The organism is Vibrio sp. TRT 21S02 (assembly GCF_050113675.1).
Lineage (GTDB): Bacteria > Pseudomonadota > Gammaproteobacteria > Enterobacterales > Vibrionaceae > Vibrio.
The window spans coordinates 60211-74001 of record NZ_JBNJOI010000014.1; the positions used below are offsets into that span (position 1 = coordinate 60211).

The 13791-nt window shown below is 44.6% G+C and carries 14 protein-coding genes; 13 read left to right on the top strand and 1 reads right to left on the bottom strand.

The annotated features are described in order from the left end of the window. The first annotated feature begins 74 nt into the window (after window positions 1–74). Entirely contained in the window at window positions 75–614 is a 540-nt protein-coding gene (locus tag ACQEXU_RS16775; RefSeq protein ID WP_427011679.1) for a TPR domain-containing protein, read from the top strand. A gap of 63 nt (window positions 615–677) precedes the next feature. On the opposite strand, the gene nrfA is transcribed toward ACQEXU_RS16775, so the two are convergent. After that, a complete protein-coding gene (gene nrfA, locus ACQEXU_RS16780; protein WP_427011704.1) occupies window positions 678–2096 on the bottom strand; it encodes an ammonia-forming nitrite reductase cytochrome c552 subunit in 1419 nt (472 codons plus the stop codon). A 485-nt stretch (window positions 2097–2581) separates the two neighbouring features. Here nrfA and nrfB point away from each other — a divergent pair, with 485 nt between their 5' ends. From nrfB to flaG, 12 genes are all read left to right on the top strand, one after another. Next, window positions 2582–3169 carry a cytochrome c nitrite reductase pentaheme subunit gene (nrfB, locus tag ACQEXU_RS16785; protein WP_367986962.1) on the top strand — a complete coding sequence of 196 codons (588 nt, stop codon included), beginning with the start codon at window positions 2582–2584 and terminating at the stop codon, window positions 3167–3169. 1 nt (window position 3170) lies between these two features. After that, a complete protein-coding gene (nrfC, locus tag ACQEXU_RS16790; RefSeq protein ID WP_367986961.1) occupies window positions 3171–3857 on the top strand; it encodes a cytochrome c nitrite reductase Fe-S protein in 687 nt (228 codons plus the stop codon). Window positions 3858–3859: 2 nt separating this feature from the next. Continuing rightward, complete coding sequence (nrfD, locus tag ACQEXU_RS16795) at window positions 3860–4831, top strand: cytochrome c nitrite reductase subunit NrfD (protein ID WP_427011680.1); 972 nt, start codon at window positions 3860–3862, stop codon at window positions 4829–4831. After that, window positions 4832–6742 carry a heme lyase CcmF/NrfE family subunit gene (locus ACQEXU_RS16800; RefSeq protein WP_427011681.1) on the top strand — a complete coding sequence of 637 codons (1911 nt, stop codon included), beginning with the start codon at window positions 4832–4834 and terminating at the stop codon, window positions 6740–6742. Further along, window positions 6720–7247 carry a DsbE family thiol:disulfide interchange protein gene (locus tag ACQEXU_RS16805; RefSeq protein WP_427011682.1) on the top strand — a complete coding sequence of 176 codons (528 nt, stop codon included), beginning with the start codon at window positions 6720–6722 and terminating at the stop codon, window positions 7245–7247. Before ACQEXU_RS16800 ends, ACQEXU_RS16805 begins: the two co-directional genes overlap by 23 nt. Window positions 7248–7259: 12 nt before the next feature. Then, window positions 7260–7700 (top strand): cytochrome c-type biogenesis protein CcmH, encoded by a 441-nt coding sequence (locus ACQEXU_RS16810; RefSeq protein ID WP_427011683.1) that lies wholly within the window; start codon window positions 7260–7262, stop codon window positions 7698–7700. Between the two features lie 62 nt (window positions 7701–7762). Next, the gene (locus ACQEXU_RS16815) at window positions 7763–8218 is read left to right on the top strand and encodes a DUF2919 domain-containing protein (protein WP_367986957.1); all 456 of its coding nucleotides are present in this window, start codon (window positions 7763–7765) and stop codon (window positions 8216–8218) included. Window positions 8219–8321: 103 nt separating this feature from the next. Then, a complete protein-coding gene (locus tag ACQEXU_RS16820; RefSeq protein ID WP_427011684.1) occupies window positions 8322–9224 on the top strand; it encodes a Dyp-type peroxidase in 903 nt (300 codons plus the stop codon). 130 nt (window positions 9225–9354) lie between these two features. Then, window positions 9355–10488 (top strand): flagellin, encoded by a 1134-nt coding sequence (locus ACQEXU_RS16825; RefSeq protein WP_427011685.1) that lies wholly within the window; start codon window positions 9355–9357, stop codon window positions 10486–10488. 234 nt (window positions 10489–10722) lie between these two features. Then, the gene (locus tag ACQEXU_RS16830) at window positions 10723–11856 is read left to right on the top strand and encodes a flagellin (protein ID WP_367986954.1); all 1134 of its coding nucleotides are present in this window, start codon (window positions 10723–10725) and stop codon (window positions 11854–11856) included. A 275-nt stretch (window positions 11857–12131) separates the two neighbouring features. After that, complete coding sequence (locus tag ACQEXU_RS16835; protein WP_367986953.1) at window positions 12132–13265, top strand: flagellin; 1134 nt, start codon at window positions 12132–12134, stop codon at window positions 13263–13265. Window positions 13266–13341: 76 nt separating this feature from the next. Then, window positions 13342–13770: a flagellar protein FlaG gene (flaG, locus tag ACQEXU_RS16840; protein ID WP_367986952.1), complete on the top strand. Its 429-nt coding sequence runs from the start codon at window positions 13342–13344 to the stop codon at window positions 13768–13770. Window positions 13771–13791 lie beyond the last annotated feature (21 nt).

The window sequence follows — 13791 nt, forward strand, 5'->3', positions numbered from 1 at the left end:
TTGATCAAAGTTCGTTATAGAGTAACACGATATACTTTTTGCGAAATGGACAGAAGTAAAGGAACAACAAACGCATGAAACGATTGATTGCGGTTGCTTTGGTTGTGTCGGTGCCAGTGTATTGGTTGCTTGTTGGTGACAAGCCTGCTGCACCAGAGCAAAGCTTAGAGCGCAAAACATCAGAGGATTGGATGGCGGAAATCCAACAAAAGCTTAAAGCCGATCCCAATCAGTCTGAATTGTGGTTTCAGCTTGCGCAAGGATATTTAGCGCAGCAGCAATTCAAATCAGCACTGACTTGTTTTGACTACGCCATTCGTTTATCAACTTCCCCCACTGCAAATCAGCTCGCAGGCAAAGCGACGGCTTTGTATTATCTTAAGTCTCAACGTATGGCGCCAGACGTACAGTCTTTGTTACAACAGGCGCTCGACAAAGAACCGAATAATCCGACAGCATTAATGCTGCTTGCCAACGACCATTTTATTAGTTTTCGTTATCAACAGGCGATTGATATCTGGATACAGTTGTTGGATTCAGGTCAGCGAGATCTCAATCGGCCACAGATTATTGATTTGTTGAACCAAGCAAAAGAAATGCAAATTAACGAATAGCTACAGAAATACGCGCAATAAAAAAGCCGACCAAGGTCGGCTTTTTTCATCGATTAGGATGGATTAGTAAGTAGCTTCTCTTTCTTTCGCGGCTTTGTCCCAATCAGGAACAACGGTTTCAAGGAAGTTTTTCTTATCTGAGTTCATTTTATCCATATCCATACCTAGCGCTTTTTGAGCCGCTTCTTTGGTTGAAATATCAGGGAGTTGGATCGGCTCAACAATACCTTTGGTTGCGAGTAGGCGTGCCAGTTTTGTACGAGCATCCGCTGCGCGGTCCACGGCAGTACCTAGAACTTCCAATGCCACTTCAGGAGCATGCATATGAACACCATGAGAGGCGATTGCATAATCCCAACGCCATTGTGCGTGACGGATATCTTGTAAGATATCTTTCATTTCTGCTTCGGTAGCGCCTGCATCCCATGCAGCACCAGCTTCAAAGTGTGCGGCGACGATTTGTTTCTCTGCCGTTAGCTTCATGTTCAAAACTTGCGCTTTACGTGTAGAAACAATTTCACGCAACTGATCTTTCGTTTGGGTATGACATTGAGCACAGGTGTCTTCAAAGCGATCAAATGGGTTACCCACTTTATGATCGGTATAGACAGTGCCATCTTCTTTCTTCACTTTTGGCATGTGGCAGTCAACACAAACCACTTTGTTTTTACCATGAATGCCATCACGCCATGTTTCGTAACCTGGGTGCTGTGCTTTTAACATAGGAGCTTTAGACACTTTATGGGTCCAGTCTTTGAAGTTTAGCGCGTCATAGTAGCGTTCCATATCTTCGACTGTGGTCCCCATATCCCAAGGGAATTTCACCGCTTTAGTTGGGCCGGTAAAGTAGTATTCCACGTGGCACTGTGCACAAACCGAGGCTTGTTTATCTAAGCGTGATTGTTCTTCAAAGTTTTTACCGATGGCGTCAAATGCACGCTCAACATAAGGGCGGGTTAGGGCTAATTCTGGCTCGCCGTTTTTGAACTTCTCGCTACGAACATCGTGACAATCGGCGCAACCAATTGGGTTGGCAATCTCCGTTCCTAAACGTGCCCATTTACCGTTGAAGTAGCCATCTTCACCGCGTTCATCAATCACACGAGCCACGTCTGGGCTTTTACAGCTCCAGCAGGCCATTGGCATTGGGCCAGATTTTTCATCTTGTGGTGCGCCAGTACGTAGTGTTTGACGCACGTCATCTAACGCATAAAAGTGTCCACGAGCTTTGTTGTAATCTTTTGCAAAGCCATAGCCCGCCCATAGGATCACCATGTTTGGATCTTCGGCGAGTGCGTCTTCGATTTCGACACTTTCTGAGGTGGCTTTCCAAGAGTGGTATTGATCAGGATGGTTTTGTTCGAAAGCTTGGTTACGAGGGTCGACAAGATCTTTATTTTCAGATGCAGCTAAGCTCGTGACGCTCCAAGTAGAACTCACGACTAATATTAACGCTGCAACGGAATTGGGAATCCAATGCATATTTTTCACAGTGCTATCTCCATATTCTGTTTGTTATAAACAGCGTTGTGAACTGACTATATTCCAAAGTAAGAATTGGAGAACTAATGTGTATTCTAGATAAGAATTGAAACAAAATGTGTAAGTGAAGAATTAATGCTTGTTTTGGATCAATTTACACCAGTGATCTACTTCAAAGTTAATTTTATATACCCCTAAAGGGTTAGTTGGTGACATGTATGCGTACAAATGAAATTCATTATCATCAATGACTTACAGTAGAGGTGAGGTAAAAAAAGATGGTGATACAGGTCGCTTTTTGTATATTTTTTAACTACCTCTTAAGAGGCATAGGAGTAATATAGTCATCGTAGCGTTGTGGCTAATCCAAAATAAGAATTGATCTCATTTGGTGTGATTTATTGATACCAAAGGAAGTTAATTTTGACCAACTTTTACTATGACCTTGTAAAGAAATAATAAAAGTGGTTTAAGGAAAGGATAATATGGGCAATATAAAGTTGGCCATAGTCATAATGCTGAAATCTCTTCTCGCATTTTGCCTCTATGGTTATTCTCTCCATGCCGTTGCTGATGATTCTGCTGCTGTTGCTAATGAGTCGTCATCACGTCATGAAGTCGAGCTTATCCGTGACCGGGACTATAAATGTGTCCAATGTCATAAGGATTCAAAAGAAACGTTATTAGGTTCGCATGGTGAAGAGGCACATAAAATCCTCGGACGCGATGTGAACTGTACGGAATGTCACAATAATATCGGACCAGACCACCGCGAGGGTGCGCCTCTTGTCACTAAGTTTTCAAGCGCGCAATCGCAAAAAGGGACTGAGAAAGTCTTTATGGACCCTGATCTGATCCTCAAAGCGAACAGTCAATGTACAGATTGTCATAAGCCTGAGTACCTCAGGGATGACAGCTGGACCCATGATGTTCACGCCAATAATCTCACGTGTTCAAACTGCCACAATGTCCATGCTTCTAAAGGCAAGATCCTTGGACTGGAGCGCAAAGAGAAAATCAAGATGTGCGTGGATTGCCACTCTGACTTTAACCAATTGAAAGAGGAGCGGTGATATGAGTTGTTCTCGACGTAATTTCTTAGCTGGAACCGGTGCTCTGATCTTTACAACTGGTGTTGCTGGAACTGCGGTGATCAGTAGCCGTAAAACGTTAGCCAATGAAGAAGTTGTTGGTGAGGTGCGTTATGGCATGGTCCATGATGAAACTGCTTGCATTGGTTGTACCGCATGTACCGAAGCGTGCCGTGAAGTGAATAAAGTCCCTGAAGGTGTTTCTCGACTTGAAATCATCCGCAGTGAGCCGCAAGGCGAGTACCCCAATATTGATTACCGCTTTACTCGTAAATCTTGCCAGCACTGTGAAAACCCGCCATGTGTCTACGTCTGTCCGACAGGTGCAGCCTATAAAGATGAGAAAACCGGCATTATTGATGTTCACAAAGAGAAATGTGTGGGCTGTGGTTACTGCTTAGCGGCGTGTCCTTATCAAGTGCGTTTCTTTAATCCTGAAGATCATTCTGCGGATAAATGTAATTTCTGCCGTGACACCAATTTGGCCAACGGTAAACAACCTGCGTGTGTGGAGTCTTGTCCAACGAAAGCGCTGATTTTTGGTGACTTAAACGATCCAAATAGTGAGATCAGCCAAGTGTTAAACACTGAAGTGGTTTATCGTGACAAGGCACATCTAGGCACCAAGCCTAAGCTGTACAAAGTACCGCACCAGAAAGGGGAGATTTAATTATGAATGGATGGGAAAGTGCATTCCACTTCGACTCGCTGGTATGGGATTGGATCATTGCTATCTATTTATTCCTTGCTGGGATGTCGGCAGGTGCAGTCATGATTGCGATATATCTAAAACGTAAGGTTATTGAAGGAGATCCGGCGAACAACGGTATTATGAAAGCGATGGCTTGGCTTGCTCCATTTGGCATTATTGCGGGCTTAGTGATCTTAATCTTTCATTTAACCAAGCCACTTGAGTTCTGGAAGATCATGATTTACTACAATCCTAGCTCGGTCATGTCGATGGGGGTAATTTTATTCCAAGTCTACATGATCGTGTTGTTTGTTTGGATTGGGGTTTTATTCCGCCATCCGATCGTTTCTTTCTTTGAAGGAAAACTGCCAAGTGGTTTGCTTGATTTTATTGATGGGTTCTTGATCAAGTCTGGCAAGTTCACCAATGCGATTGAGTTGTTCCTTGGACTTTTAGCGGTTGTTTTGGCGGCTTACACAGGCTTCTTATTGTCAGCACTCAAAACCTACCCAATGCTGAATAATCCGGTGCTACCAATTCTGTTTTTGTTCTCCAGTTTATCTTCGGGTGCGGCTGCCAGTTTGCTGTTTGGCATTTTGGTATTCAAAGAGTCAGCACACAGCCCAAGCGTCAGTTGGGTTCATGGGTTCGAGCGACCAGTTGTGTTATTTGAACTGTTCGTTTTGGTGACCTTCTTTACCGGGCTAATTTTTAGTGGTGGACAAAATGAAGCGGCGGCGTGGAATGCGATTGGTGGTGGGTTCTGGTCCAATTGGTTTTGGATTGGGGTGGTGCTGATTGGTATGTTGCTGCCACTGACTCTGAATGCGATTGCTCCAAAAACGCTCAAGCATTCTGGTGGTTTTGTGTTTATCGTCACCACATTAAGTCTAGTCGGGGTGCTGATGCTGCGTACCTTTATTCTTTACGCTGGACAGATGACGATCGTATAAATGATTGGAGTAGGAGAGGTTGGCCTTGGTGCGTTAATACTTGCAGTAGTGTTGTCATCACTGCAAAGTGTTCACTACGTTTATCACCGTTGGTATCGCAGCAGTAATTCTATCAGTATTGCTGCGAATTCACGTTTGGTGAGCCTCCTCTCTTTACTCAGTTTATTTGCGTTAGGCTACTGCTTTTTTACCGATCAGTTTCGCTTTGATTATGTGATTTCACATTCTAATTCCCAATTGCCGGTTTTTTATAAACTGGCGGCGGTATGGGGAGGGCATCAAGGCTCAATGCTATTTTGGGTGATGACCTTAAGTGGTTGGGCGGCATTGATTAGCTTTGCCAAAGGTTGGCAGAAAACATTTCAATGTGATGTGTTGTGGATCATGGGCTTGCTGGTATCAGCATTTGGTTGGTTCACATTACTGGCTTCTAACCCATTTGAGTACGCATCCGCTTATGTGACTGAAGGTCGTGACTTAAATCCAATGCTGCAAGACATTGGGCTCATTTTTCATCCTCCATTGCTCTATCTTGGTTATATCGGCTACTCAACAGTGCTCGCTTTAGCGTGCGCGGCATTATTGCAATCCACCGTCATGACCAATTGGGCTGAGCTGGCTCGCCCTTGGGCTATTAGTGCGTGGGTATTTCTTACTGCGGGGATTGTGCTTGGTTCGTGGTGGGCTTATTACGAATTAGGCTGGGGTGGCTGGTGGTTTTGGGACCCAGTAGAAAACGCCTCCTTACTGCCATGGTTAACTGGAACGGCTTTGCTACATGCGTTGTTGAGTGCTTCAAAACATCGGATGTTTCCTCAATGGGCTTTTGCATTGGCCTTTATTACATTCAGTTTAAGTATTTTAGGGACCTTTATCGTTCGTTCTGGCGTGTTGACTTCGGTCCATGCGTTTGCGGTCGACCCCGGCAAAGGTATTGCACTGTTGGCTATTCTCGTTGTTGTGCTGCTGTGTAGTTTTTCATTACTGATCCTAAAGTCCGAGCACATTAAAACCGCACCGATCCAAGCACTGTTGAGCCGTAGTTATGTGTTATTACTGGCACTTGGGCTTTTGTCGATTGCCACTTTTACCGTATTTTTAGGCACATTCTATCCCATGGTGTATGAGCTGCTTGGGCTTGGAAATATTTCTGTTGGCGCACCTTATTTTAATTTACTGATCACACCGATGGCACTGTTAGCTCTGCTGGGTATTGGGATAGTGCCGTTATTGAAATGGCGTAGTGGCTGTACGGTCAGTCGAAACCAAATTGTCACCTTGATGGTGACAGCCATCATTCTTGGTAGCGGTATATATGGTGTGCAGGTTAGTGAATACTCGCTGTTAGTGTGGTTGGTATGGTGTTTAGCCATTTGGGTTTTGTTAACACACGCCAAGCTGTGGCTTAGCGCACCAAGCAAGACGGCCTTTATGGTCTGGGCACATATTGGTATTGCTGTTTGTTCGGTAGGGGCGGCAATGAATGCGCACCACTCCTATGAACTGAGTCGGAAGCTAGAACCCGGCACTGTTACCCAGTTTGACGACTGGCAAGTAACGTATAAGGAAACTCAGTGGTTGGTTGGCCCCAACTACACTGCTGAGCAAGGTGTGATCGAATTTTACAGTGCTGACACAAACGGATTTACCATTTTACCTCAGCGACGCCATTACCCTGTAAGAGTCATGAACATGAGTGAGCCAGCAATCAAACGGTTTTGGCATGGCGATTACTACGTCACTCTTGGTGAAAAAGTTTCGCAGAATGCCTACGCCGTCAAACTCCAATACAAAGCTTATATTCGTTGGGTGTGGTTTGGTGCACTACTTGGTATGGTAGGTGGTGTGATCCATTTAACCCGTTCATTTAAACTGACTACCCGTAGCTATGAAGCGATCCAAAACTCGTAACCTTTCCCTACTCATTATCGTTGTCGTTTGCATGGCTGCGGTTATCTTATTTGGTTTGTTCTATCAGCAAAGCGATCGAACCCAACAAAGCGTCGTGAAAGTATTTCCTGCCTTTTCAGCATCGAGTTTAAACGAGCCTGATTTGGCACTCTCCACTCAAATATTTCAGCAGCCGTACCAACTTGTGAATGTATGGGCTTCATGGTGTGGCGTGTGCAAACGTGAGCACGATTATTTAATGCAGTTAAGCCAATCTGGTGTGCCGATTATTGGCCTTAACTATCGGGATGAACGTATGGCGGCCTCCGGTTATCTATCAGCTCAAGGCAACCCATATCAGCAGATCATCTATGATCCCAAAGGGCTTGTCGCATTAGATTTAGGGGTAGTGGGTACACCAGAAACATACCTTGTTGATCAGCAGGGTAAAATCGTCCTTAAATTCTCGGGTTTGCTAAAACCTTCTGTTTGGCAAAGCTCCTTTGCTGCGTACTTTTCGGAATAAGGATGGTTGCTTGTGAAAGCATTTTGGGTCGCTTTAGTCTTCACCGTATTGAGCATTGGCAGTGTGAATGGCGCGGTAGACACTGAGTTCGTCGCCGCAGATAAAGCCGTTGTAACTCAAGTAGAACTGTTTGAATTTCACACGCCACAAATTCAACAAAGAGCCATTGCATTGGCAAAAACATTGCGTTGCCCACAATGCCAGAATCAGAACCTCGTTGAATCCAACTCACCTATCGCCAAAGATTTACGTTTGGTGGTGTTTGAAATGATGAACCAAGGCAATAGTGAGCAAGAAGTTGTTGAGTATATGACGGCGCGCTTTGGGGATTTTGTGCTCTATAAACCGCGCTTTTCTCTACCCAATGCTCTTCTTTGGGGAGCGCCCATCATTTTACTTATCTTGTTTCTTTTCTTCTCTTGGCGTCGAGTTCGATCGACAAAACAAAGTTAGCAGTAGTAATTTCTAATCATTAAGTTACAGTGAGCGTAACTTAATTTTCGACGAATAGATTTGTGCGATACGCGATTGAACAATATGACAGCAATGGCTTTTTGAAAGCGCCTCGCTGGTTATGGCTTGGCTGGATGTTTATGGCTAAGGCTTGGGTGGTATTTGTCGTTGCGGGTGCCAGTAGAGAAAGTGGCAGTAAGATTTTGAGTATCGTTTATCCAGATCATTCGATGCTGTATCTTGGCCTAATGATGGGCGTACCAAGCATTGTATTAATGTGGTTGATCAGCTTGCGTAACCCCGAGCGACGTTGGGTTAATAAGATAGTGAGTTGGGGACGGGGAATTACGTTAATGACGGCGCTGGCTCAATTTGGCCAGACCCTGTACCACATTTATCTTGAGCTTGGTGCATTTAGCTGGGCAAATGCGGCCACCCTTGTTTTATTGCTTTGGTTTATCCTGTATTTACGTAAAAGCAAAACGGTTAGGGATGCACTCGCAATACCTCAGGCATAAGAAAACTCAAAATTACAGCATCGAACACTAGACTGATCATAATCAAAGTGCATAGTGTGAAAGTCACTACACTGAGCAAAAAATAATAATGTGAGGAAATAATATGTCACAACCTCAGAGTGCAATCCTGCCAACCGCAGGCCCATTTGCGTTATACACTCAGATCAAAGTATGTCAGAACCCATCAAAAGTTTTAGTTCAACTGCAAGCATTACCCGCTTTGGTTGAAGAGCTAAACCAAAGCCAGCCTGGTGCGGAACTGACTCTCTCCCTTGCTTTTACCAAGGCTTTTTGGCAGCAACTCGATGCGCCAATGCCAGAAGATCTGATTGATTTTCCTGTCTTAGGTGAGGGTGATGCTGTTGCACCAGCAAGTGATGTGGATGTATTGATCCACTGCCACTCTCAACGTCATGATTTGCACTTTTATGTACTACGTAAGCTATTGGCTGAAGTAGCTGAAGATGTGGAAGTCGTGGATGAAACCTATGGTTACCGCTACCTTGATTCGCGTGATATGACAGACTTTGTCGATGGAACTGAAAACCCGAAAGATGAAGCACGCCAAACCGTGGCGATCATTCCTCAAGGGGAACTGGCTGGTGGTAGCTATGTAATGGTGCAGCGTTTTGTACATAACCTTCCTGCTTGGAACCGTTTAAATATCTCTGCACAAGAAAAAGTGGTGGGTCGTACTAAGCCAGATTCTATTGAGCTTGATGATGTGCCAGCCGCTTCACACGTTGGCCGTGTTGATATTAAAGAAGAAGGTAAAGGGCTAAAAATCGTTCGTCACAGCCTACCTTACGGCTCTGCATCGGGTGAACACGGTTTGCTGTTTATTGCTTATTGCAACACACTACATAACTTTAAAGCGATGCTAGAAAGCATGTATGGTGTTACAGACGGTAAAACAGACCAATTGCTGCGATTTTCGAAAGCGGTTACTGGTGCCTATTTCTTTGCACCTTCAGTAGAGCTACTGCAAAACGTCAAGCTAAAGTGATCGTATTTAGATGACTAACTGATTCATTCAGAACAAAAACCGAGCATTATCTGCTCGGTTTTTTCGTTAAAGAAAGCCGTTTTTTTGTCGATATATAAAGATGGAACTCATCAACTAAATTTACGGCATTATGGCAATCACGGTTAATACTAATGTTTCAGCAATGACAGCACAGCGTTACCTAAATAACGCGACGACTATGCTGAACCAATCTCTGGAGCGTTTGTCTTCAGGGAATCGTATTAATAGTGCAAAGGATGATGCCGCTGGCCTACAAATATCCAATCGACTCGAATCGCAAATGCGAGGTCTTGATGTGGCAATGCGAAATGCGAACGACGGCATTTCAATTATGCAGACCGCAGAAGGGGCAATGAATGAGTCCACCAATATCTTGCAAAGGATGCGAGATTTGTCTTTGCAGTCCGCAAACGGCTCCAACAGCAAAGCTGAGCGACAAGCCTTACAAGAAGAAATGGCCGCTTTGAATGATGAATTGAACAGAATTGCTGAAACGACCGCTTTTGGTGGTCGAAAATTGCTCAATGGTTCGTTTGGAGAATCTTCATTTCAAATTGGAGCGGCTTCAGGCGAGGCAGTGATGTTGTCTCTGCATAACATGCGTTCGGATACTATCGCTATGGGTGGTTTTAGTTACCAAGCTGCGGCGAAAGCAGGGGCGGATTGGAACGTACAAGCAGGCAGCAATGAGTTAGTGATGAGCTATACCGATGCTGGTGGCCAGTCACAAACCATTCAGATCAACGCTAAAGCAGGCGATGACATCGAACAGCTAGCCACTTATATCAACGGTCAAACGGATGCGGTGTCGGCGTCTGTCAATGAGGAAGGGCAATTGCAGCTCTTTATGGCCGGAAAGGAAACATCAGGAACGGTGTCGTTTTCCGGCAGCCTAGCCAGTGAATTGCAGCTCGGGTTAGTGGGATATGAAGCGGTTGATAATATTGACATAACCAACGTTGGTGGTGCGCAGCGCGCAGTGGCAATCGTTGATACCGCTCTGCAATACGTGGATAGCCATCGTGCAGATTTAGGAGCTAAGCAAAATCGCTTTAATCATGCGATTAATAACTTGGCCAATGTGAATGAAAACCTTGCTGCATCAAACAGTCGTATTAAAGACACCGATTATGCAAAAGAAACCACGCAAATGGTGAAGCAGCAAATCCTTCAACAAGTGAGTACATCAATACTTGCTCAGGCAAAGAAACAGCCAAACCTTGCTCTAACATTATTAGGATAAGAGTGAGGTATCGACAGCAGTTTCAGAACCTTTAGTAAAAAAAACGACTTTTTTACCTTTTTCTATTAACTCATCACGTTTCACCTTCTAACGGTACTTTTTTCTAAAAAAACTTACTTTTTCCCTAAAGATTTAGAAAAGCATGCCGTTAATAAAAGTAACTTTGAGAGAACTACTTGGTTTTCCGAGACGTCGGAAACCGGATACATCGGAAAATCAATTGGAGAAATCACCATGGCAGTGAATGTAAACACTAACGTATCAGCAATGACAGCGCAGCGTTACCTAAATAGCGCGACAAATGCACAACAGACTTCAATGGAGCGTCTATCTTCTGGCTTCAAAATTAACAGCGCAAAAGATGATGCCGCAGGTCTACAAATTTCAAACCGTTTGAATGTTCAAAGTCGTGGTCTTGATGTAGCGGTACGCAACGCGAATGACGGTATTTCTATTGCTCAAACTGCTGAAGGTGCAATGGATGAAAGTACCAACATCCTACAGCGTATGCGTGACTTGTCTCTACAATCAGCAAACGGCTCAAACTCAAAATCAGAGCGTGTTGCGATTCAAGAAGAAATCACAGCATTGAATGATGAACTAAACCGTATCGCAGAAACGACATCTTTTGGTGGTAACAAGCTACTTAACGGCACCTATTCAACGAAGTCTTTCCAAATCGGTGCCGATAATGGTGAAGCAGTAATGTTGACACTAAACAACATGCGCTCAGACACCACAGGTATGGGTGGCTCAAGTTACCAAGCGGCTAATGGAAAAGACAAAGACTGGTCTGTACAAGCGGGTGCGAACGATTTAACTATCAACCTGACAGATAAAGCTGGTGTTGCTCAAACCATCAATATCACTGCGAAAGAAGGTGATGATATTGAAGAGTTAGCAACCTACATCAACGGTCAAACCGATATGGTAAAAGCATCGGTAAACGAAGATGGTCAGCTACAAGTCTTCGCTGGTAACAATAAAGTTGATGGTGCGGTTGCATTCTCTGGTGGTCTAGCGGGTGAGCTGAGCATGGGTGCTGCGCAAGCTGTGACGGTGGATACGATTGATGTAACATCAGTTGGCGGTGCTCAAGAGTCGGTTGCAATTATCGATACTGCACTGAAGTATGTAGATAGCCACCGTGCAGAGTTGGGTGCATTCCAAAACCGCTTTAACCACGCGATTAACAACTTAGATAACATTAACGAAAACGTAAACGCATCGAAGAGCCGTATCAAAGATACCGACTTCGCGAAAGAAACAACGGCGCTAACCAAGTCGCAAATTCTTTCTCAAGCATCAAGCTCTATTTTGGCACAGGCAAAACAAGCGCCAAACTCAGCATTGAGCCTACTTGGTTAATCATATCTAAAGCGAAAAAAATCCAGCTTCGGCTGGATTTTTTTATGCCTAAATTTCTCCATTAGCTCATCTCCTTCTTTTCGCCAATATTTAGCGTTGCCTATTTGAAAGCGATCACGTTTTCTCGCTCAAAACATGAAATTCGGAAAAAAGTTCATTTTTTCTCTAAAGCTATTTTAGGGGCGGCCGTTAAGAGACTGAGAGAAATGAGATGCGTCAAAGTGAGGTGAGAGACACTGCGATGCATCGCCCTCATATGCCTAAGGAGATCAATTATGGCAATTAACGTAAACACGAACGTGTCGGCGATGACCGCACAGCGTTATTTAAACAACGCTGCTGACGGTATGAATAAGTCGATGGAGCGTTTGTCATCGGGCTATAAAATAAATAGTGCCCGTGATGATGCTGCTGGCTTACAAATATCTAACCGTTTGACTTCTCAAAGCCGTGGCTTGGACATGGCGGTGAAGAACGCGAACGATGGTATCTCGATTGCACAAACTGCCGAAGGTGCAATGAACGAGACCACCAACATTCTTCAACGTATGCGTGATCTTTCGTTGCAATCATCGAACGGTTCGAACTCTCGTTCCGAACGACTTGCAATTCAGGAAGAGGTATCTGCTCTAAATGATGAGCTAAACCGTATCGCAGAAACCACATCTTTTGGTGGTAACAAACTGCTTAATGGCGGTTTTGGTAGCCAATCTTTTCAAATCGGCGCGAGCTCGGGTGAAGCAGTAATGCTGACCATGGGCAACATGCGTTCAGACACTATGGACATGGGTGGTAAATCGTACACTGCTGCTGCGGGTAAAGCCGCAGACTGGACCGTTGAGGCCGGTACGACAGAAATGACGATGAGCTATACTGATAAACATGGTGATGCACAAAATCTGACGATTAACGCGAAAGTCGGTGATGACATAGAACAGCTTGCAACCTATATCAACGGTCAAAGTGAAGATGTGAAAGCTTCCGTTGGTGAAGATGGCAAGCTTCAGCTGTTTGCGGCAACGCAGAAAGTCTCTGGTGATGTAACCATTGGTGGTGCGTTAGGTACAGACATTGGTTTTGGTGCGGCTCAAGATGTGACCGTTGCTGATGTTGATGTGAGTACAGTCGCGGGCTCTCAGATGGCTGTTTCAGTGATTGATGGTGCTTTGAAGGCCGTAGATAGCCAACGTGCTGAACTGGGTGCATTCCAGAACCGTTTTGGTCATGCGATTAACAACCTCGATAACATTAACGAGAACGTTAACGCATCTCGAAGCCGTATCTTGGATACTGACTATGCAAAAGAAACGACGCAGATGACAAAATCTCAGATTTTGCAGCAAGCAAGTACTTCGGTTCTGGCGCAAGCGAAACAGTCACCATCGGCAGCTCTTAGCTTATTAGGTTAATCGATAGGTTCGATTGGAGCTTATTGGGAAAAGCAATAGCAATATTGCTCACCTATAAGGTGGAAGGGAGATTGTTATGGAAATACCATCCTACACATCGAACATCCAGCCTTACGGCTCACAAAGTGGCACTAAAATTGCTTCAGAACATGATGGAAATCAACGTATTTCCTCTAAATCGGAAGGGAAGCAACCCTCTGAGGTAAGCCAGAAGTCCACGCAAACTGTCGAAAAGGCCATCGAGCTGGCAAAAGAACGCGAGAGGTTAAATAGGGCAGAGCGGGAACGAATGGTGGAGCAAATGAATGATTTCATTGCGTCCATCAATACTGGTTTATCTTTCCGGGTCGATGAAGAAGCCGGAAGAGATGTTGTGACCATTTACGAAGCGAGTACTGGCGATATTATCCGTCAGATACCCGATGAGGAAATGTTGGAAATATTGCGTCGTCTTAGAGCTCAAACAGCCCGTTATTCATCAGGGCTGGTGAACGATAAGGTGTAGTCGACCGTTTTGAGGTGATTG